Origin of the sequence: Streptomyces sp. NPDC047525, from assembly GCF_040643025.1 — a bacterium.
Lineage (GTDB): Bacteria > Actinomycetota > Actinomycetes > Streptomycetales > Streptomycetaceae > Streptomyces > Streptomyces durmitorensis.
Window position 1 is genome coordinate 42,563 of sequence record NZ_JBEYTL010000006.1, and the last position, 19,821, is coordinate 62,383.

General features: G+C 72.2%; 17 protein-coding genes. 4 read left to right on the forward strand and 13 right to left on the reverse strand.

The genetic code is table 11. The annotated features are described in order from the left end of the window. The first annotated feature begins 35 nt into the window (after nt 1–35). A complete protein-coding gene (locus ABZ833_RS18350) occupies nt 36–941 on the forward strand; it encodes a Gfo/Idh/MocA family oxidoreductase (RefSeq protein ID WP_361048727.1) in 906 nt (301 codons plus the stop codon). On the opposite strand, the gene lnt is transcribed toward ABZ833_RS18350, so the two are convergent. Further along, complete coding sequence (gene lnt / locus ABZ833_RS18355) at nt 865–2,538, reverse strand: apolipoprotein N-acyltransferase (RefSeq protein WP_361047663.1); 1,674 nt, start codon at nt 2,536–2,538, stop codon at nt 865–867. The genes ABZ833_RS18350 and lnt overlap by 77 nt on opposite strands. A gap of 89 nt (nt 2,539–2,627) precedes the next feature. After that, nucleotides 2,628–3,137 carry a nuclear transport factor 2 family protein gene (locus ABZ833_RS18360; protein WP_361047666.1) on the reverse strand — a complete coding sequence of 170 codons (510 nt, stop codon included), beginning with the start codon at nt 3,135–3,137 and terminating at the stop codon, nt 2,628–2,630. A 339-nt stretch (nt 3,138–3,476) separates the two neighbouring features. Between ABZ833_RS18360 and ABZ833_RS18365 the strand changes: the two genes are divergently transcribed. Beyond that, entirely contained in the window at nt 3,477–4,088 is a 612-nt protein-coding gene (locus ABZ833_RS18365) for an HAD family phosphatase (protein WP_361047668.1), read from the forward strand. Between the two features lie 77 nt (nt 4,089–4,165). Here the strand turns inward: ABZ833_RS18365 and ABZ833_RS18370 are convergent, their stop codons facing one another. Then, nucleotides 4,166–4,345: a hypothetical protein gene (locus ABZ833_RS18370; RefSeq protein ID WP_249591271.1), complete on the reverse strand. Its 180-nt coding sequence runs from the start codon at nt 4,343–4,345 to the stop codon at nt 4,166–4,168. Between the two features lie 249 nt (nt 4,346–4,594). Between ABZ833_RS18370 and ABZ833_RS18375 the strand changes: the two genes are divergently transcribed. Next, nucleotides 4,595–5,365, forward strand: a complete 771-nt coding sequence (locus ABZ833_RS18375) for a hypothetical protein (protein ID WP_361047671.1) — start codon at nt 4,595–4,597, stop codon at nt 5,363–5,365. A 22-nt stretch (nt 5,366–5,387) separates the two neighbouring features. Here ABZ833_RS18375 and ABZ833_RS18380 read toward each other — a convergent pair whose 3' ends face one another. Next, nucleotides 5,388–5,702, reverse strand: a complete 315-nt coding sequence (locus tag ABZ833_RS18380) for a DUF6401 family natural product biosynthesis protein (RefSeq protein ID WP_361047674.1) — start codon at nt 5,700–5,702, stop codon at nt 5,388–5,390. 109 nt (nt 5,703–5,811) lie between these two features. Between ABZ833_RS18380 and ABZ833_RS18385 the strand changes: the two genes are divergently transcribed. Further along, the gene (locus tag ABZ833_RS18385; RefSeq protein WP_361047677.1) at nt 5,812–5,937 is read left to right on the forward strand and encodes a hypothetical protein; all 126 of its coding nucleotides are present in this window, start codon (nt 5,812–5,814) and stop codon (nt 5,935–5,937) included. On the opposite strand, the gene merB is transcribed toward ABZ833_RS18385, so the two are convergent. The 9 genes from merB to ABZ833_RS18430 form a co-directional block, all read right to left on the reverse strand. Beyond that, nucleotides 5,934–6,572, reverse strand: coding sequence for an organomercurial lyase (gene merB / locus ABZ833_RS18390; protein WP_361047680.1), 639 nt, complete (start codon nt 6,570–6,572; stop codon nt 5,934–5,936). The two genes, ABZ833_RS18385 and merB, sit on opposite strands and share 4 nt — an antisense overlap. Before the next feature lie 96 nt (nt 6,573–6,668). After that, nucleotides 6,669–7,544: an undecaprenyl-diphosphate phosphatase gene (locus ABZ833_RS18395; RefSeq protein ID WP_361047683.1), complete on the reverse strand. Its 876-nt coding sequence runs from the start codon at nt 7,542–7,544 to the stop codon at nt 6,669–6,671. A gap of 183 nt (nt 7,545–7,727) precedes the next feature. Further along, nucleotides 7,728–9,329 carry an ABC transporter substrate-binding protein gene (locus ABZ833_RS18400; protein ID WP_361047686.1) on the reverse strand — a complete coding sequence of 534 codons (1,602 nt, stop codon included), beginning with the start codon at nt 9,327–9,329 and terminating at the stop codon, nt 7,728–7,730. A gap of 391 nt (nt 9,330–9,720) precedes the next feature. Further along, nucleotides 9,721–11,142 (reverse strand): serine hydrolase domain-containing protein, encoded by a 1,422-nt coding sequence (locus ABZ833_RS18405; protein ID WP_361047689.1) that lies wholly within the window; start codon nt 11,140–11,142, stop codon nt 9,721–9,723. A 156-nt stretch (nt 11,143–11,298) separates the two neighbouring features. Beyond that, nucleotides 11,299–12,951, reverse strand: coding sequence for a helix-turn-helix domain-containing protein (locus ABZ833_RS18410; RefSeq protein ID WP_361047692.1), 1,653 nt, complete (start codon nt 12,949–12,951; stop codon nt 11,299–11,301). Between the two features lie 184 nt (nt 12,952–13,135). Continuing rightward, the gene (gene menC, locus ABZ833_RS18415; protein ID WP_361047695.1) at nt 13,136–14,245 is read right to left on the reverse strand and encodes an o-succinylbenzoate synthase; all 1,110 of its coding nucleotides are present in this window, start codon (nt 14,243–14,245) and stop codon (nt 13,136–13,138) included. Continuing rightward, nucleotides 14,242–15,144 (reverse strand): GNAT family N-acetyltransferase, encoded by a 903-nt coding sequence (locus tag ABZ833_RS18420; protein ID WP_361047698.1) that lies wholly within the window; start codon nt 15,142–15,144, stop codon nt 14,242–14,244. The genes menC and ABZ833_RS18420 overlap by 4 nt, the downstream gene beginning before the upstream one ends. After that, on the reverse strand, nt 15,137–16,318 hold the full coding sequence (locus tag ABZ833_RS18425; protein ID WP_361047701.1) for a M20 family metallopeptidase: 1,182 nt from the start codon (nt 16,316–16,318) through the stop codon (nt 15,137–15,139). The genes ABZ833_RS18420 and ABZ833_RS18425 overlap by 8 nt, the downstream gene beginning before the upstream one ends. Before the next feature lies 1 nt (nt 16,319). Next, nucleotides 16,320–19,781, reverse strand: a complete 3,462-nt coding sequence (locus ABZ833_RS18430) for a serine hydrolase (protein WP_361047704.1) — start codon at nt 19,779–19,781, stop codon at nt 16,320–16,322. Nucleotides 19,782–19,821 lie beyond the last annotated feature (40 nt).

The window sequence follows — 19,821 nt, forward strand, 5'->3', positions numbered from 1 at the left end:
GTGAGACATTTCGGCAGAGGAGACAGGGGACAGTGGTGAAGGTCGGCTGTATCGGACTTGGTGACATCGCGCAGAAGGCGTACCTGCCTGTGCTCACCACCCTGCCGGGAGTCGAGCTGCACCTGCAGACGCGCACGCCCGCGACCCTCGCCCGCGTCGCGGGCGTCCACCACATCCCCGAGGAGCGCTGCCACACCGACCTGGACGCGCTGCTCGCCCAGGGCATCGACGCCGCCTTCGTGCACGCCTCGACCGCAGCGCACCCCGAGATCGTGACGCGGCTGCTCGAAGCGGGGGTGGCCACGTATGTCGACAAGCCCCTCGCGTATGAACTCGCCGACTCCGAGCGGCTCGTGCGCCTGGCCGATGAGCGCTCGGTCAGCCTCGCCGTCGGCTTCAACCGCCGCTTCGCACCCGGCTACGCGCAGTGCGTCGAGCACCCGCGCGAGCTGATCCTGATGCAGAAGAACCGCGTCGGGCTGCCCGAGGACGTGCGCACGCTCGTCCTGGACGACTTCATCCACGTCGTGGACACGCTGCGCTTCCTCGCCCCCGGGCCCATCGACCACGTCGGCGTGCGCGCCCGCATCCAGGACGGGCTCATGGAGCACGTCGTGCTGCAGCTCGCGGGGGACGGGTTCACGGCGATCGGCGTGATGAACCGGCTGAGCGGTTCCACCGAGGAGATCCTCGAGGTGTCGGGACAGGACACCAAGCGGCAGGTGCTCAACCTCGCCGAGGTCATCGACCACAAGGGCCAGCCCAGCGTGCGGCGGCGCGGCGACTGGGTGTCCGTGGCCCGCCAGCGCGGCATCGAGCAGGTCGTCCTCGCCTTCCTCGACGCCGTCCGCGCGGGCAAGGTGCTCAGCGCCCGTGATGCGCTGGCGACCCATGAGCTGTGCGAGCGCGTGGTCCGTGCGGCTCAGGAGCAGGCCGCCTGAACCGCCCCTTCGCGGGTCCCCGCACGGAACGCACGCCCTGTGCCGCGCAGAGCACCGCCAGCACGGCGAGGGCGGCGTGCACGGGCCAGTCGCCCAGCCTGACGTACGGCGTGACGCCCTTGGCCAGCGGAATGTCGTACGTCGCCGTGGCGCTCGCCGAGGTGCCGAGCGGCGCTCCGACCCGCTCGCCGTCCGGGCCGTACACCGCGGAGACACCGGTGAGCGTGGCGTGCACCATGGGGCGGCCGGTCTCCGCGGCCCGCAGCGCGGCGAGCGAGGCGTGCTGCTCGGGCGCCCAGCTCGACTGGAACGACGAGGTGGACGACTGCGCGAGCAGCAACTGGGCCCCCTCGCGCGTCAGATGACGGCTCATGTCGGGGAACGCCGACTCGAAGCACACCAGCGGGCCGACCTTCAGGCCGTTCCCGACGTCCATCACGACGGGGCGCTCGCCGCGCATGCGGTCCTCGCCCGCCGCCTTGCCCACGGACGTCGCCCAGCCGAGTAGCTCGCGTGCGGGGACGTACTCGCCGAAGGGGACGAGGCGCATCTTGTCGTAGCGGTCGCCGGTGGGGCCCTGGGGGCCCACGAGGACGGAGCTCTTGAAGATGCCCGGCTCGTCGGAGCGGCGCGCGTCCACGTTCACCAGGATGTCGGCGCCGACCTCCCGGGACAGCGCGGCTATGCGCCGCGCGACGTCGGGGCGCTCCGCGAGGTCGTAACCGACGCTGCTCTCGCCCCAGACGACGAGGTCGAGGTCGCGGCCCGCCAGGCCGCGCGTCAGCTCCTCCTCGCGCGCGAGCCGCTTGTCGGCGCCGCCGACCCCGTCGATGACGCCGGGCTGGACGACGGCCACGCGCATCCCGCCCGCGGCCTCGGGGCGCGGCGCCCACGCCCAGGCGGAGGTGGTCACGGCGGCCACGGCCACGAGTCCCGCGGTGGCGGGGAGGGTGCGCGCGGCCGTACGTGACGTCCCCGGCGGGCGTGCGGCCTGGGCCACGACGAGCGCCGCGACGGCGGTGTTCAGGGCGACGATCAGGGCGCTGACCAGCCACACCCCGCCGACCGACGCGAGGCGCAGGGCGGGCCCCACCTGCCACTGACTGGAGCCGAGCAGACCCCACGGCCCGCCCAACCCCTCCCAGGAACGGACCAGTTCGACCATCAGCCAGCCGGACGGAAGGACGACCAGCGCGGCCGCGGTCCGACCGGCCGAAGGCATCCCGCCCAGCAGCCGCCGCACCAGCCAGCCCCACGGCGCCCACAGCAGTCCGAGCAGCGCGGCGATGACGAGGGTGAACACATGCAGGCTCGGCAGCAGCCAGTGATGCACCGCCACCATGAACCCGAGACCGCCGAGCCAGCCGTCGAGCGCGGCCCTGCGCCCGGTCCGCGCCGAGCGCGCGAGCAGGATCCAGGGCACCAGCGCCACGTAGGCGAACCACCACAGCGATGGGGCGGGGAAGGCGAGGGCGGGCAGGGCGCCGGCGAGGACGGCGAGGCAGCCGCGCCAGCGGGCCGAGGCGAGCAGCCCCGCCGCCGAGGCGGCCGAAAAGCTTGGCCACCGCCGGTCCCGGTCGTCGCTGGTTCGGTCCATGCAGCGCCTCCCTCCGCCCCGACGCCCGGTCGTTCCTCCAGTGTGCGCGCCCCGGACGATCTAGGACAGTGCGCCTACCGTGCCGTTTCTCAGCCGGCCGTATGGTTTTGGGACCGCTGCTGTACCTGGCGCCACTTCTCCTGCACGGTCACCTGACGCAGCCGCCAGCCTTGGGGCGTACGCAGTGCCGTGAAGGCGTAGCGGCCGCCGCAGATGAAGTCGGGGGCCGAGGACTCCGTGCCGGCGGCACCATCCCCGCCGCCCTCGGCTGACGTGAAGCGCATCGGGTTCACGTAGTCGGCCTGGACCTGCGCGATGTCGTCGATGTCCTGGTCGAGCGTCCCGAACCGCAGCCTCCTGTTGACGATCAGATGCTGGCGCATCGGGAAGAGCTCCATCGTCCCGGCCAGCCATCCGGCCACCTCCGCGGCGCTCGCGTCGATGCCGCCCGCCGAGCTGTAGTCGGCGCGTCCGTCCGGCGTGAAGAGCCGCTGGTAGGCGTCCCAGTCGCCGTCGTCGACGGTCACTGCGTACTCGGTGATGAGGGAGTCGATGGCCAATCGGTCCATCACGGCGGCCAGTTCCACGCGCTGCGTCATCGGGTCAGTGTTGGGCACGGGGGGTGCCGAGCCAAGAGGCGTGCAGGAACGTGCGGGAAAGGGTGCGGAATCGCGGCGCCCATGTTGCGGCCGGATCGGGTCGTGGTGCGGCGAACTGTCGTACTATGCCCGGCAGTTGAGAACCGGCAGGAGCAGGAACACTCCGATCTTGGAGGCCCGGTGAAGAACGAGATGCGCATCGCGGCGTACAAACGCCAGGGCAATCGCAGTGAACTGACGGGGCAACAGAAGCGCCGCATCGCGAAGAAGGAGCGCCAGGGCAAGGGCTGACACGGTGGCCGTTGACGGCGCGGCTGCGGCTCGGCGAAGGTACGGCTCATGAGCCCGCACTCCCGCGGTGTACTGATCGATGTCGGCGGCGTGCTCGTCCGCGACTACTTTCCCGCCGCCTCGGCCGCCTGGGGCAGGCGTCTTGGTCTTCCGGCCGCCGCCTTCATGGCCGCGCTGTACGAGGGGGACGAGTCCGGGGTCCTCGTCGGCCGCGTCAGCGCCGAGGCGTGGTGGGAGACCGTCCGGGAGCGGCTGCGCACGGGCCCGGACGTGATCGCAGAGCTGCGCAGGGACCTGGCGTCCAGGGAGACCTGGGACGAAGCGCTCGTGGCGGGCCTGCGCGGCCTGCGGGCGCGGGGTGTGCCGACGGCCGTCGTCAGCAACACCTGGCCCGGCCTTCGCACCCGGATGTCGCGGGGCGGGCTGCTGGACGTCGCCGACCACCTCGTCCTGTCCTGCGAGGCGGGATGCGCCAAACCGGACCGGCGGATCTACGAGATCGCGCTGCGGCTGCTGGGCATCGAGCCCGCGGACGCGCTGTTCATCGACGACACCGCCGCCAATGTCGCAGCCGCGCGGGCGCTGGGGATGGACGGTCACGTGCACACCGGAACGGCCGAAACCCTCGCGCGCGTCGAGGAGTTCACGGCTCGGCGGTGACCACGCGCAAGGCACTGGCCGACGACGATCGAGAGCGCCCCGCAGGGCGCCAGGGCGCCGGGGCGCCAGGGCGTCAACTAGGCCGCCTCCACGACCTCTTCGCGCACAGCGGTCGCCCACGCCGTCACCAACTGTTCGTACTCGCGGCGCTGTTCGGGCGAGAGGCGGCCGCCTGCACGCATCCACAGGCCGCGGATTCGCTCGTTCAATTCCGCGGCAGACCGTGCGGAACCACGGGACTGGGGGTTTAAGGGCATGCGTCAAGCCTAGGGGATAGCTACGACAATCGGAACTCTCAGCTACTGGACAGATCCTCCAAGTGAGCATCCGCACAGTGGTCGCCGCGTCACTCGTCCTTCACCCGTACGGCCCATCACCGCACCGTGCCCGGCCGTGGCCCCTGATATCCAGGGGGCAGGGACGCGCCGGAAGCCGCGCGCCGTGGGGGATCCGACGCCCTGGGACGCCGCCGTGGCGGCCGGGGCCCACCGAGTGGAGGACCACTCATGTCCCAGAACATCAGTCTCTCCGTGGACTTCACCCAAGGCCTGAACGACGCCTGGTCGAAGGTCGCTCAATTCGTGCCGAAGCTGATCGGCTTCCTGGTCGTCCTGGCCATCGGCTGGTTCGTGTCGAAGATGATCGCCAGGGTCCTCGACCGGGTCCTGCGCAAGGTCGGCTCCGAGAAACTCGCCGAACGGGCGGGCGCCTCCCGCATGTTGGCGAACTCCAAGTACGACATGACGGGGATCGTCTGCAAGGTCGTGTACTACGCCCTGCTCCTGATCACCCTGCAGCTCGGCTTCGGTGTCTTCGGCAGCAACCCGGTCTCCACGATGCTCGACGGCATCGTCTCCTGGATTCCGCGCGCCGTCGTCGCCATCGTCCTGATGGTCGTCGCCATGGCGGTGGCCAACGTCGTACGGGACATCGTCACCAGCGCCCTGTCCTCGATGTCGTACGGGAAGACCGTCGGCACGATCGTCTGGGCCTGCATCGTCGCGCTCGGCGTGATCGCGGCCCTCGGCCAGGCGGGCATCGCCACGTCGGTCACCCAGCCCGTTCTGTACGCGGCCCTCGCGGCCGGCGCCGGCATCCTGATCGTCGGTGTGGGCGGCGGGCTCATCGGCCCGATGCGCCAGCGCTGGGAGCGCTGGCTGAACACGGCGGAGCAGGAGACGGCCAAGGCCCGTGGCAGCGTCAGCGCCTACCAGGCGGGCCGGCAGGACGCGATGACCAACCAGCCGGTCCAGGAGCGCGAACGCAACGACATGTGACCCGCCCTTGCCTCGGGGCCCGTCAGGACCCCGAGGACTCCGGCACCAGGTCGTGCCGCCTCACCAGCCAGGAGATGGCCGTGAGGCGGCACACCGCGTAGTCGTGGCCCACCGGCTCCCGCCACCCGTTCTCGGAGAGCGCGTCGAGGAACCCCAGGGCGTAGTCGGAGAGGATCTCCGGGTCCGGCGCCGGCGGTACGAGGTCGGCCCCACGCATCTCGAGCCGCTCGCGCAGCTCCGCGACGTGCTGGTCCACGGCGGCCGTGAAACCGGGCTCGAAGGCGAACTCGGCGAAGCGCGGGGCGTACGAGGCGCTGATGCGGGCGAGGGGCGACATCCCTTCACCGTAGGCCGGGCAAACCCTCCTGAAGAGGGTCTTTCGGCATGCCTTTGGTCACAGCGCCCCGGCCGCGGCCGGAGGCACGGCGCTTCGGTAAACTCCCCGCATGATCATCCCGTTCCTCATCGGCGTCACCGTCCTGGCCACCGTCGCCGCCGTGGCCATCTGGGTGGGCCTGGAGTTCTGCAAGGCGAGCCGTGAACGAGGGAACGTGGAGCCCGGCCGGGGCTAGAAGAGCTCGGCGAGGTCCTTGGAGACGGTCCACGCCTGACCTGCGGGCCCTGCGGCGATTTCCGGGTCGGCCTTGGCCGCCGCCTCGGCGCCTGCCCGGTCCGCGTACAGGTTGACGCGGTCGCAGAAGCGGACCCGTACCGACCCGCCCGTGCCCGGGGCGAGGGTGAACCAGGCGTCCGGGTGCGAGGAGTCCTCGATGCCGTCCGGCGTCGCCGTGAACGTGATCTTCTCCCCGGTGGCCGGGCAGGTGGTCGTGACCGGTGAGCGGTCCCCGAAGATGATGGGGAACATCAGGGCATCCGCCACGCACCACTGATGGAACAGCGTCCCGTCGATCTCGGCGGTGTGCCGGGAATTGCTGATCAGCGACAGGCCGGCGCCGACGATGTTGCCGCGGCCGTCCATCTCCAGGTCGTACTTCCGGTCCCGGAAGAACCGCACCATGCCGATGCCCTTGGCGCGCTCGGCATCCGGCAGCATCGCGTCGGCGACCTCGATGGGCAGCGGCCCGTGATCCTTCAGATGAAGGACGATCTTCGCGCCTTCGCGGAGCAACTCCTGCCCCTCGACGGCACGCCACTTCGCGAACAGCGCCTCGACGAGGCCGGGCATCGTGGCGTTCTCGACGGGCATGGTCATTCCTCCTGCTGCCTGAGGGCTCTGCCGGGCTTCACCCCAGGGTGTGGCAGGCCGCTCGTTCCGGCACGCCGAGATCAGTGAGGGCGCCCCTCACCCCGCGGACTCACCCGCGTGGGGGCTCAGCGCACCCGCTCCCACCAGGGCGAACAGCACGATGCCGAGCAGGATGCGGTAGTACACGAACGGCATGAAGGACTTCGTCGTAATGAACTTCATGAACCATGCGATGACGGCGTACCCGACGATGAAGGCGATGATCGTCGCGAAGATCGTGGGGCCCCAGGAGACGTGTCCGCCCTCGCCCGCGTCCTTCAGTTCGAAGGCGCCGGACGCGAGGACCGCCGGGATGGCGAGCAGGAAGGAGTAGCGGGCCGCGGCCTCGCGGGTGTAGCCCATCAGCAGGCCGCCGCTGATCGTGGCGCCGGAGCGGGAGACGCCGGGGATCAGGGCCATCGCCTGGCAGATGCCGAAGATCAGGCCGTCGCGGACGCCCAGTTCCTTCAGGCTCTTGCGTTCCTTGACGGCGCGGTGCTTGCCGCCCGTCTCGTCGCGGGCCGCGAGGCGGTCGGCGATGCCGAGCACGATGCCCATGACGATCAGTGTCGTGGCGATGAGCCGCAGGTCGCGGAACGGGCCCTCGATCTGGTCCTTGAACGTGACGCCGAGCACGCCGATCGGGATCGAGCCGACGATGACGAGCCAGCCCATCTGCGCGTCGTGGTCCGAGCGCGGCACCTTCCCGAAGAGGGAGCCGAACCACGCGGAGATGATCCTCGCGATGTCCTTGCGGAAGTAGATCAGCACGGCGGCCTCGGTGCCGATCTGGGTGATCGCGGTGAACGCGGCCCCCGGATCGTGCCATCCGGCGAACGCCGCGGTCAGCCGCAGATGCGCGCTGGACGAGATCGGGAGGAACTCGGTCAGTCCCTGGACGAGCCCGAGGATGAAGGATTCAAGCCAAGACATGGAAACTGCGCCGTCCAACTACGGATCATGGGCTGCGGGTGCGGTCATGTGATGGGGATACGGGAGGTGTGAGAGCGAGGGGTGATCACTCCCTTGCCGTGGGGCAGCGTAGCGTCACTTGGTTACGAGACCGCTGGAGGGCCGTCGTCCGCGGGCGGCGTATCCCTGCGTGTCACCTTCCGTTCAGCCCCCGTACATGCGTACTGACGACGGCGTGATGCTGCCGTGGCTCAGCTCGAAGCGCGCGCCCGCCCCGAACGTCGGCACGACGGCGTCGACGAAGGGCACGACGTCCACCGAAGTGATCAGCGCCTCCTCGGCGCGGCTCCACGTGGGGCACCCCTTGCCGCCCGGCATGCGCGAGGCCTCGTCGGCGAGCTTCGCGTACGCGTCGTTCTCGATGTGGGCGAAATTCGTGCCGTCCGGGGGCTTCGGCCCGGAGACGAAGGGCCTGAGCTGGGGCGGGAGCCCCAGGCCGAGCGGCAGGACGGCGGCGTCCCAGGACGCGTTGCCCGCGACCACTTGATTGATGCCCGTGTTGTCGACTCCCTTGATCGTCACGTCGGCCCCCACGTCCTGCCAGGCCTTCTGGACCAGCTCGGCGGCGGACGCGGCCGGCTGCCCGATCTGACTGGGGTAGACGAGGGTCAGGGTGAGGCGCTTGCCGTTCTTGACGCGGATCTTGTCGGCGTTCTCCTTCCAACCCGCCTTGTCGATGGCGGACTTGGCCGCGCGCACGTCGTGGGCGGGCAGGTTCCCGGACACCGCGTCGCCCTTGCAGGGCTTCGGGTCGACGGTGAGGAGTCCCCGCGACGGCTTGCCGGTCCCGGCGGTGAGCACCTTGCCGATGTCCCCCAGGTCGGCGGCCTTGGCGAGGGCGCGCCGCACCGGCTCGTCCCGTGCGGGGCGCCCCGGAGCCTGGTTGAACCACATCTCGCCCCGCGCGGACGTCACATCGGCGTGGAACTGGCCGCGGCCGAGGAGCCGTTGCTGATCGGGTCCGCCGAGGCTCGCGGCGTTCAGTTCGCCGGACAGGAGCAGGTTCGCCGCGGTGGTCTCGTTCGCGATGACGCGGATGTGGACCTTGTCCGGCAGCCCCTTCTGGTCGGCCTGCCACGTGCCGGGGCCCCAGGTGTAGTCCTCGCGCCGGGTCAGGGTGTAGTGATCGCCCGGCACCGCCTCGGTGAGGGTGAACATGCCGGTGCCGTGCTGCCCTTTGGCGAGCGAGTCGCGGTCGTCCATGCCCTTGCCGCAGACGATGGGCACCATGCCGATGTTGCGCAGCAGGAAGGCGTCGGGGATCTTGCTGGTGACGGTGATCTCACGGGTCTCGTTGTCGGCCTTCACCGTGGCGCCCGGGTTCACGTACAGACCGGCCAGCGGCGATCTGTTCTTCGGGTCGGCCACGAACGCGATGTTCGCGGCCACGTCGCGCGCGGTCAGCGGCGCGCCGTCCGCGCAGGTGAGGCCCGGGCGCAGGGTGAAGCGGGCCGTGGTGGTGTCCGCCTCCCACTTCTCGGCGAGACCTGCCGTCACACCGCCGTCCCTGGCCACGCGGATCAGCGGGTCGTAGAGGAAGCGGTCGACCTGGATGGCGGTCGCCATGACGGTCATCGCCGGGTCGAGCGTGCCGGGGTCGGACGGGACCGCCATGGTGAAGCTCTTCCCGTCGGCCAGGCTGCCGCCCGAGGCCGCGGGGCCGCCTGCGTCCGGCGCACCGCCGCAACCGGCGAGGCCCAGAGCGGCGGCGCCGACGACTGCCGCGGCGATGCGCGCAGATCTCATCCGTGTCTCCCTGCGGTGGGTGGGTGTGTGGTGGGTGGTGGTGTGGGGCGGTGTGGGGTGGTGTGTGCGCGGCGGGCGCTGCCGCGGGCTCCGGCGGTGCGGGCCCGGCTCCGGTCGGGGGTGCGGGTTCAGGCGGCGTGACTGGTCGCGGCGTCTGTGGGGTTTGTGGTGCTCGCGGTGCACGCGGTGCTGGCGGCGATTGTGGTGCACGCGGTGCTGGCGGCGCTTCCAGCGCTGACGGCCCTCGCGGTGCTGACGTTGCTCACGGCACTCACGGCACTCACGTTGCTCACGGCGGCCGCGGTGCTCAGGGCACCCACGTTGCTCACGGCGCTCACGGCGGCCGCGGTGCTCAGGCCGCCCACGTTGCTCCCGGCCCTCGCCACGGCCCTCACGGCGCCACCCTGCGGTCGGCCCGCCCGGTGTGCAGGAACTGGGCGTGGCCCGCGCCGTCGTCGCCGACGAACGAGTGCAGCCGGTGCACGCCGTGCTCCGGCTCGGCGGCGATCAGCGTGCCCTCGCGCGAGGACACCAGCTCGATCCGCTCCCGCACGCCGCCGATTTCGGCGAAGATCCCCTTCGGGGTCCGCTCGGCCCATATCCGCCCCTCGGCGTCCTGGCTGACCACCGTGTCGGCGACCGACGACGCGTACGTCCCGACGTACCGCGACGCGTCGACGCGTGGTGCCTCGGGGTCCGGCACCGGCAGCGCGGGCAGTTTGATGCCTGCGAGGTCGCGCAAGACGCGTCCGACGATCTCGGTGTAGAGGCCGAACGGATTGCCGCCGTTGGTCAGGACCGCCACCGCGATGTCGTGCCCCGGCGCGACGCGCAGGAACGAGGACTGGCCGATGGTGCCGCCGTCGTGGCCGACGACGGTGCCGCCGGGAAAGTCGAAGATCTCCCAGCCGAGCCCCCAGGAGTCGCCCATGAGCCCCAGGCGCGGTACGTCCACCTGCGGTCGGCGCATGGCTCGCGCGCTGTCGGCGCCGAGTACGCGCGCGCCGTCCGGTCCCAGGCCGTCGGCCAGGTGCATCCGGGCGAACGTCAGCAGGTCGCGGGGCCGCATGGCGAGCATCGCGCCCGCCGCGGCGTTGGAGCGGACGAGCGCCCACACCGGTGCGGGCCGCGGATCGGCGTCCGGGGTGGCCCGGATGTGGCCGACCGCGGCCCGGTGCAGGATCGCCTCGTACGGTCCTGTGGCCGCGTGGGTGAGTCCCAGCGGGGCGAAGAGGTGCTCGCGCAGACACGCGTCGTACGGCTTCCCGCGCAGCACTTCGACGACCCGGCCGAGCACGCAGTAGGCCGCATTGTTGTACGAGAACCGCTCGCCCGGCGCGAACAGTTGAGGCGTGTCGCCGAGCGTGGCGACGAACTTCTCCAGGCAGTCGTCGCCCTGCCCGGTGTCGGTGAAGAAGTCGCCCTCGAAACCGGAGACGTGGCACATCAGCTGCCGCACGGTGATGCGGGCCGCGGCCTCGTCGTCGGCGAGCTTGAAGTCCGGCAGGTGGTCGCGCACGGGTGCGTCGAGGTCCAGTCTCCCCTCGTCGACGAGTTGCATCGCGAGGGTCGTCGTCCAGACCTTGGTGATCGAGCCGATCTGGAAGAGGGAGTCCGGTGTCGCGTCGACCCCGGTGTCCTTGCTGAGCACGCCCGCGGCGGCGTCGATCACCACGTCACCGACGCTCACGGCGACGGCGGCACCCGGCACCTGGTTCTCGTCGAGCAGAGCCGCGAGGCGCTCGCTCAACCAGGCCTGGAGGGCGTCGAGTTGCTGCCGTGATGCCTGTGTCTTCGACTGTGCCTTCGACATGCGTCTCCCTTGTCCATCGGGGGTCTGGCAGCGAGGCTAGGCCGTGGTCCGCGAGCGGCGATTCGTCCGCGCGCACCATGTGGGGGGCCACGTTCCATCGACCGGCACCAAACCGGTGGGGTGAGCTGCTGGGCCCTGTCGTCGAACGGACAGGACCTAGGACCGTCGCGCGTGCGGCCACAGCCGCAGTTGCAGCATGGCGGCGAAGCGCGCGTCGGCGTCCGTGAGGTCGAGGCCGCCCACCTCGGCGAGCCGCCGCAGCCGGTAGCGGAAGGTGTTCGGGTGCACATGGACGGCGGCGGACGCCGCGGCCACGTCGCCGAACGCGTCGAGCCACGCCCGCAACGTCTCGACCAGGCAGGTGTGGTGCGCCGCGTCGTACGCACCGAGCCGGGCCACCGGGCCGGACGGCGGGTCGCCGCGTTCGGCGATCACGTCCGTCAGTTCCAGGAGCAGCGACTCGACCAGTACGTCGGTGATGCGGGCCACCGAGCGGGTCCCCTCGCCCGCGCGCAGCACCCGCAGCGCCCGGTCGGCGCCGGCCCGGGACACGGGCAGGGCGGAGCTCTCCCGCGCGAGCGGGCCGACCCCGACGAGCAACTCCTGCCGCTCGCCCACGCGTTCAAGGAACTCGTCCGCGACCCGGCAGGCCCGCTCCTCGGCGTCGGGGCGGCCTGCCGTGGCCGGGACGATGCCGTAGACGACGTCACCCACGAGTGCGGCGGCCGAGCGGGGGTGGACGGCGGTCAGATGCATCGCGAACGCGTCGGCGAGGCGCTGGCGTTCGGCCACGTACCGGGCGTGCCGCGCGGCGGACCGGTCGCCGTCCGCGCGGTCCGCGACGGCGAGGGCGAGCACCACGCCGGGCTGTTCGGTGAGCCCGAGCCGGGCGACGGCGTCGGCCGCGCCGGGGCCGCCCTCAAGTGCCGTGCCCACGAGGTCGGCGCGCAGCCGCCGTTCGACGTCGGCGCCCGCGCGCAGCCTCAGCAGATGCAGTGCGACCAGTTTGGACGCGTCGCGCAGCGCCTGGTCGCGCTCGGCGCTGAGCGGGCCGTGGACCGCGGCCCAGATGGAGCCGAGTATCTCGTCACCGGCGCGGACGGCGAGGGCCACCCGGGGCAGACTGAGATCGCCGCCCTCCACCTCCACGAGGGGCTCCACGTAGACGGGACGGTCGCTGCGGTACATGGCCTGGAAGACTCCGCGCTCCTCCAGGACGCGCGTGAAGCGTTCGGGCACCTGGCGCCCGAGGATGGTCTCGACGCGCGAGGAGTCCGCTTCGTCCTGCCGCCCGGAGAAGGCGAGCACCCGCCAGCTGTGGTCCTCGAAGGTGACGGGCGCGTCCAGGAGCGCCCCGACCGCGTTGGCCAGCGCGAACAGGTCCCCGGACGGCACCCCGCCCAGCGTTTCCCGGCCCGTCTCCCCGACGTCTCCCTCCGCGATGAGCGCGCGCAGCATCGCGGCGAGCTGCGCCCACGAGGCGCCTCGCGTCAGGCCGAGGAGCGCCACCCCTGAACGCGTCACCGCCGCGGTGACCTTCTCGTCGACGGCGACCGGCGCGCGGACGACGAGCCCCGCGGCGCCTTGCGCGGCGAGTGCGTCGAGAAGCTGGACGATCTCCACCGGATCGTGCACCGCGACACCGAGCACCAGCGCCTGAGGGGGCGGCACGGGTTCGTCGTGCGGGTCGTGGATGACGACGCCGCCGATGTCGTCGGCGCCGTCCGGGTCGCCGCACACGAGGTCGAGGAGGGTGGGCCCCAGGTCCTCGAGGACGCGCCGCAGGCTGGCTCGGGGATGGGTGGTCACCGGGATGAGCACGTTTCCTCCCGTAGGGGCGAGACACGGCTTCGGCCTTGTACGTCGGCGGCCAGCGTCCTATACGTCGTATAGGCCGTATGGATGCGATCTTACGGGGAGTTCCTCGCGTACGACAGGGGCGTGCGCGGCAGCGGCACTGGCACTGGCACTGGCACTGACTCCAGCACCGGCGTCACGCGGGAATCCACTCCGTGGAGACCGTCACCTCGTCGAGTGCGTCCGCCAGCGGCTCCACGCCGATGCCGGGCCCGGTCGGCACGGGCAGGTGGCCGTCGTCGAGGGTGAACGGCTCAGTGATGTCGGCGCGGTAGTAGCGGTCGGACGCGGAGGTGTCGCCGGGCACCGTGAAGCCCGGCAGCGCCGCGAGCGCGACGTTCGCGGCCCGCCCGAGCCCGGTCTCCAGCATGCCGCCGCACCACACGGGCACCCCGTGCGCCGCGCACACGTCGTGAATGCGGCGGGCCTCCAGATAGCCGCCGACCCGGCCCGGCTTGATGTTGACGATGCTCGTGGCGCCCAGCGCGATCGCGTCGGCGGCTGCACGGGCCGAGGTGATGGACTCGTCCAGGCAGATCGGCGTACGCACCTGGCGGGCGAGTTCCGCGTGGCCGATCAAGTCGTCCTCCGGCAGCGGCTGTTCGATCAGGAGCAGGTCGAACGGGTCGAGCCGGGCCAGGTGGCGCGCGTCGGCGCGGGTGTAGGCCGTGTTGGCGTCGACCTGCAGCAGTACGTCGTCGCCGAACCGCTCGCGGACGGCACGCACCGGCGCGACGTCCCAGCCCGGCTCTATCTTCAGCTTGATGCGTACGTAACCGGTGTCGAGGTATCCCGCGACGGCCTCCAGGAGCTGCGGCACCGAGTCCATGATCCCGACCGAGACCCCGCAGGGCACCCGCTCACGCACGGCACCCAGTTCCCGCGACAGCGGTACGCCCCGCTGGCGCAACTCCGCGTCCAGGACCGCCATCTCCAGGGCGGCCTTCGCCATCAGATGCCCCTTGAAGGGGCTGAGCGCGGGAGCGACCGCGGACGCGTCGAGCCGGTCGCGGCGGCCGGTGAGCGCGGGGACGAGGAAGCGGCGGAGTACGTCGGCGCAGGCGTCGACGTACTCGGAGGAGTACAGCGGATCGCTCATCGCGACGCACTCGCCCCAGCCCTCGGCGTCGGGCGTGACGGCGCGCAGCAGCAGCGCCTCGCGCACGGTCTGGGTGCCGAACGAGGTCCTGAACGGCGCCACCAGCGGCATCCGGACGCGGCGGATCTCGACTCCGTTGAGCTTCATGCCGTGTGCTTCCATTCCGTGTTCTTCCTTTCGACGATGTACCGGCCGTCCCGGTCGAAGCCGGTGATCCGTGCCCCGTCCGCGAGCAGCCCGCCCAGGACGTCACGCAGGGCCGAGCGCCAGTCGGCGGCCCGTGCGGGGTCGGTGGCGCGCAGCTGCTCGATGTCGGCGGGCACGGCCACCAGGACCGTCGGGCCTTCGAGGGTGCCGAGGACGGGGCTCTCCCGCGGGGAGACACCGAGGGCGGTGACGGCGCCCGCCGTGGGGCGCGGCGCCGGGCGCTGTCCCGCGCAGGCCAGGGCGACCTCGGGGGCGGCGAGGCGCCAGGTGACCAGGAGGCGGTCGGTGTCGTCGGTGCCGTTGATGCCGTCGTTCATCTGGCCGTAGAAGTTGGGCAGGTACTCGGTGGCCGCGGCGGCCAGTTTGCCGAGGTTGAAGTAGGCGTTGCGGCGCACCAGCGGGTCGAACGTCCAGGAGATCTCGGCCACTTGGCGCTGGAGCGCCCAGGCCCGCTGGTGCAGTTTCAACGCGTTGCCGACGCTGCGGCCGCGCATCCTCGCGGCCACGCCGGCGATGTGGCTGTGCAGGGCCCCGGCGGCGGGCGGCGAGAAGAACCCGACGCAGGCGCCGACGAGTTCGCCGCCGTCGAAGGCGCCGCCCACATAGCTGCCCGCCTTGGTGAGCGCGCGCAGCAGTTCGGTCGTCACCGGCGGGTTCTTGCCGTCCGGCCGCCAGATTCCCTCGTAGAGGTCTTGAACGGCCTCCAGGTGCGCCAGGTCGGCGAGTTGGCACACGGAGACGCGGGCCGAGCGGGCCGCGGACTCCGCGGCGGCGACCGCCTCGCCGACCACATCCCCCGGGCCTGCGGTGCGGCCCGTGTCGCTGGACAGATCAATCACTGGTGTCATCTTCTTTGCCGTGGGGGTGCTGGGCGTGATCAAGGAGTTCCCGCAGCAGCGCCGTGAGCAGGGCGGTCCGCCGGGGCAGTTCGGCCACCTCGACGTGTTCGTGGTCGGCGTGGGCGCCGCCGCCGACGGCGCCGAGGCCGTCCAGGGTGGGGGTGCCGACACCCGCCGTGAAGTTGCCGTCCGACGCGCCGCCGACGGCGACCGCCGAGAGCGGTCCGACGCCCAGGCCGTCGGCGATCCGGGCGGCACGGGCGAACAGGTCCCGCGACGCGCCGCTGGACATCGGCGGCCGGTTGGGACCCCCGACGACCTCGACACGGGCGCCGTCGAGCACCGGCCGCAGGGCCCGCATCGCGACGTCCACGCGATCCTGCTCGGCGGTGTCGCGCACCCGCACGTCGACGGCGAACCGCCCCTCTGCGGCCACGGTGTTCGTGGTCGTGCCCGCGGTGAGCACGGTCGGCGTGACGGTCGTTCCCGCGGCGGCGTCGCCGAGCGCCGCGGTGGCGAGGATCTGGTGCGCCGCCTCGACGCTCGCGTTCACGCCCAGGTGGGGTTCGAGCCCGGCGTGGGCGGCGCGGCCCCGCAGCAGCACCTCGTACCGCGACACTCCCTTGCGTTCCGTCTTCAGGGCCCCGCCGTCCGCCGACGCCTCCAGGACGAGGGCCGCGTCGCAGCCGCGGGCCTCGGCCTCGATGAGCGCGCGGGACGAGGGTGAGCCGAGCTCCTCGTCGCCGGTGATCAGGACGGTCACGCCGTCCGTGCCGTCCAGCGCGGCCAGGGCGTGGAACGCCATCACCACGCCGGTCTTCATGTCGAAGCAGCCGGGCCCGCGCAGCACGCCGTTCTCGACGCCGAACGGGTGCGTGGCGAGCGACCCGACGGGCCACACCGTGTCGTGGTGCCCGACGACCAGGACGCGGCGCGGCCCGTCGCCGAGCCGCCAGCGCAGGTGGGTGCGCCCGTCGAGGACGATGCGCTCGGGGGCCGCGGCCAGATGAGCGGCGCCCACCTCGGCCACCAGATCGGCGCTGCGGGCCACGGCCGCGAGGTCGGCGGAGGGCGACTCGCAGCGCACCAGGAGTTCGATGTCGGCGAGGATCTTGGGCAGCGCCGCCTCGAAGTCCCGTACGAGTGAAGCTGATTGAGGTGCGGGAAAGGTCATGTCAGATCACCTTCGGGGTGGCGCGGGCGCCGTAGTGGACGTACGGCTCACCGGTCGGAAGCGTGTAGAAGGTGACCGGGACCCAGGTCTGCGTGCCCGGCTGCCGGAAGACGAACCTGGAGTCGCCGACCGGGACGAGCGTGAACTCCTGGGTGGGCGTGGGGTCCAGCGCGGCGAGCGGCCCCGTCACGGTCTGCCGGAGCCTCAACTCGCCCTCTGCCACACGTACTTCGATGAGGGCGCCGGCCCGCTCGTAGACCCCCGTGTGCAGCGCGCCGTCGACGGTCGGCGGCCGGTCGGCGGGGGTCAGGGGGCGGGGCATGGTGACGCCCGCCAGCTCGGCGAAGATCTCCCGGTACAGGTCCTCGTACAGGTCCCGGGTGTTGCCGCCGTTCGTGAGCAGCGTCACCGCCAGGCCCTGGTCGGGCAGGATCCGCAGGAACGCGGACTGGCCGATGGTGTTGCCGTCGTGTCCGTACAGCCGCTGTCCGTCCCAGCCGAAGCGGATCCAGCCGAGGCCCCAGGAGTCGCCCAGGGTGTGGCGGTCCGGCAGGTCGGTCTGGTGGGCCGCCATCTGTGCCGCGCTCTCCTCGCTCAGGACACGGGTGCCGTCCGGGCCGAGGCCCCCGGTCAGATGCAGCCGCGCGAAGGCGAGCACGTCCGCGGTGTCGGCGCTGATCAGCCCGGCGGGGCCGACCGAGCGCGGCAGCCCCCACACCGGGGCGGGCGCGGGATCCGCGTCGCCGTCGGCGACGTGTCCGACGGCGGCGCGCAGGAGGAGCGCCTCCTCGGGGAGCGTCAGCGCACGCTTCAGGCCGAGCGGTGTGAAGAGGCGTTCGCGCAGCGCGCCGTCCCAGGTGAGCCCCGTCAGCTTCTCGATGACCCGCCCCGCCAGGTTGAAGCCCGAGTTGCAGTACGAGAACGTCGCGCCGATGGGGTGGCTCTGGAGCGTCTCCGCGAGGAGCTCGACGTAGCGCTCCAGGCAGTCGTCGCCGCGGCCGGTGTCGGTGAAGACGTCGCCGTCGATGCCGCTGGTGTGGGTGAGCAGGTGCCGCATCGTCACCTGTTTGGTGACGGCGGGGTCGGCCAGGCGCAGTTCGGGCAGTACGTCGACGAGCGGGGCGTCCAGGTCCAGCTTGCCCTCGTCGACGAGCTGCATGACGACGGTCGACGTCCAGACCTTGGTGATGGACCCGATCTGGAAGACCGAGTCGTCGGTGACGTCGACGCCGGTGGCGGTGTTCAGGACGCCGTGGTGGGCCAGCAGGACGTCGTCGCGCGCGCCGTCCGAGTCGCCTGCGCCGTCCGAGTCCCCCGTGCCGTCCGCACCGAGCCGCAGAATGCCGAGGGCCGCGCCGGGAACCCGGTGTGCCGTGGCCAGTTCGGCCAGGCGGCGCTTCCAGTGGGCCGTGTCGAGCGGCACCTTGCGCGGCCGTCCGGGCTCACCTGCGTACTGCTCCACCCAGTCCACGACGCGCCGGTTGAAGTCGGCCCGATGGGAGGGCGGGCCGTCGAGCGGGAACAGGTGCGCGCCGCCCGGGTAAAGCACCAGCTCGGTGGGCACGCCCCGCGCCCGCAGCGCCGTGAACCACTGTTCGGCCTGCCCGACCGGGCAGCGCTCGTCGTTGCCGCCCTGCAGGACGAGGGTCGGGGTGCGCACCTGGTCGACGTGGGTGAGCGGCGACTGGCGCGCGTAGTGCTCGCGGTCCGTCCACGGCGGACCGCCCAGCTCGGCCACGCCGAGCAGATGCGCGGCATCGGACGTACCGGCGACGCTGGTCAGGTCGCTGACCACACCGCCCGCGACAGCCGCGGCGAACCGGTCGTCACGGCTGGTCAGATAGCAGGTCATGAACCCGCCGTAGCTGTACCCGGTGACGGCGAGGCGCCGCGGGTCGGCGATGCCCTCGGCGAAGAGCTGGTCGAGGGGCTCGGTGAAGTCCGCGGCGTCCTTCAGCCCCCAGCCGCCGAGCGCCGCCGTGAAGAATTGCTCGCCGTAGCCGTCGCTGCCCCGCGGGTTGAGGAGCAGCACCGTCCAGCCGCGTGCGGCGAGCACCTGGTGGTAGAGGTGCCCGGAGTCGGCCGCGCCGTTCCACGCGTTGTGCGGGCCGCCGTGGATGTCCAGGAGCAGGGGAGCGGGGCCGCGGCGCGCAGGGTCGCGCACCAGCCAGCCCTGCACCACCGTGCCGTCGGACACGGTGAACTCGCGTTCTTCGCGCACGAACAGCTCGGGAGCTTCGGGAGCTTCGGGCGCCTCGGAGGCCTTGGGGCCGCCGTGCCCGGTGCGGGTGGTGACCGTTCCGGTGGCGAGGTCGACCGTGGCGATCTCCCCGTAGGAGGTCGCGGTGGACAGGACGACCGCGACGCTGCCGCCCGCCGTGGACACCCCGCTGACCTGGACCGCGTCACCGCCGACCACGCGACGCGGGGTGGTGCCGCTCCCGTCGGCGCCGACGACGTACAGATGGGTGCAGCCGCGGTCGCGCAGGCAGACGAGTACGTCGCGTCCGTCGGCGGTGAGCCGGGGCAGCGCACCGGGGTAGGCGGGGCCGCCGAGCATGACGTTGCGGTCCAGGGAGCCCGTGAGGTCGGCGGGCGGGGCTGCCTCCTCGCCGTCCAACGGCACGCGCAGCAAACGGGCGTGGCCGACAGCGGTGCCGGTCGAGCCGACGACGAGGAGCGCGTCGCCTTCCGCCGTCCACGTCACGGCCGCGGCCTGTCCTCCGGCCGACCCGACGCGCACCGGTTCCGCATGGCGCGGGCCCGCATCGACGACGTACGCCGCGCTGCGGAACGTCAGGTCGGAGTCCTCGTCGCGTGCCGCGGGGAACGCCAGGCGGGTGCCGTCGGGTGACCAGGCGGGGGCGGCGGCGTGCCAGTCGCCGCGGGTGATCTGCCGGACCTCGTGGTCGGCGACGCCGACCACGTGCAGGTGGGTGCGGACCGTGCGCAGCAGGCCCGCGCCGTCGGCCTTGTAGTCCAGGCGTCGGGCGACGACGGGTGCCTCGGCCCGCGCGTCGTCCGCCGTGCAGTCGTCCGCCGTGCAGTCGTCCGCCGTGCCGTCGGACGCCGTGGGATCGACCGGCGCGGTGAACGCGAGCGTGCTGCCGTCCGGGCTCCACACCGGCGCGCCCGCGCCGAGCGGCAGCGTCGTGAGCTGCTCGGGTTCGCCGCCCGCCACGGGAAGCAGCCACACCTGCGCGGGCTCGTCGCCCGGCGTGCGCAGGAACGCGATCCGGGTCCCGTCGGGCGACCAGGCGGGCGCCAAGTCGGCAGTCCCCCGCGTCAGTTGGCGTGGGGTGCCGCCGGTGGCGCCGACCTGCCACAGCGTGCGTACGTCGCGGTCGGCGGCGCGGTCGGTGGTGCGCAGCACGTACACGATCTCGGCGCCGTCCGGCGAGACCGCGGGCTGCTCGGGCACCGCGAAGTCGTACAGGTCGTCGATGCGCAGGCGTGGAATCACGGTGCGCCACCTCCTAAGAAGTCAGACGTCGGGGGCGGTG

Coding starts and splice junctions, on each gene's coding strand:
- lnt (WP_361047663.1), bottom strand. CDS start 2,538: ATGGACCGAACCAGCGACGACCGGGACCGGCGGTGGCCAAGCTTTTCG.
- ABZ833_RS18360 (WP_361047666.1), bottom strand. CDS start 3,137: ATGACGCAGCGCGTGGAACTGGCCGCCGTGATGGACCGATTGGCCATC.
- ABZ833_RS18365 (WP_361047668.1), top strand. CDS start 3,477: ATGAGCCCGCACTCCCGCGGTGTACTGATCGATGTCGGCGGCGTGCTC.
- ABZ833_RS18370 (WP_249591271.1), bottom strand. CDS start 4,345: ATGCCCTTAAACCCCCAGTCCCGTGGTTCCGCACGGTCTGCCGCGGAA.
- ABZ833_RS18375 (WP_361047671.1), top strand. CDS start 4,595: ATGTCCCAGAACATCAGTCTCTCCGTGGACTTCACCCAAGGCCTGAAC.
- ABZ833_RS18380 (WP_361047674.1), bottom strand. CDS start 5,702: ATGTCGCCCCTCGCCCGCATCAGCGCCTCGTACGCCCCGCGCTTCGCC.
- ABZ833_RS18385 (WP_361047677.1), top strand. CDS start 5,812: ATGATCATCCCGTTCCTCATCGGCGTCACCGTCCTGGCCACCGTCGCC.
- merB (WP_361047680.1), bottom strand. CDS start 6,572: ATGCCCGTCGAGAACGCCACGATGCCCGGCCTCGTCGAGGCGCTGTTC.
- ABZ833_RS18395 (WP_361047683.1), bottom strand. CDS start 7,544: ATGTCTTGGCTTGAATCCTTCATCCTCGGGCTCGTCCAGGGACTGACC.
- ABZ833_RS18400 (WP_361047686.1), bottom strand. CDS start 9,329: ATGAGATCTGCGCGCATCGCCGCGGCAGTCGTCGGCGCCGCCGCTCTG.
- ABZ833_RS18405 (WP_361047689.1), bottom strand. CDS start 11,142: ATGTCGAAGGCACAGTCGAAGACACAGGCATCACGGCAGCAACTCGAC.
- menC (WP_361047695.1), bottom strand. CDS start 14,245: ATGAAGCTCAACGGAGTCGAGATCCGCCGCGTCCGGATGCCGCTGGTG.
- ABZ833_RS18425 (WP_361047701.1), bottom strand. CDS start 16,318: ATGACCTTTCCCGCACCTCAATCAGCTTCACTCGTACGGGACTTCGAG.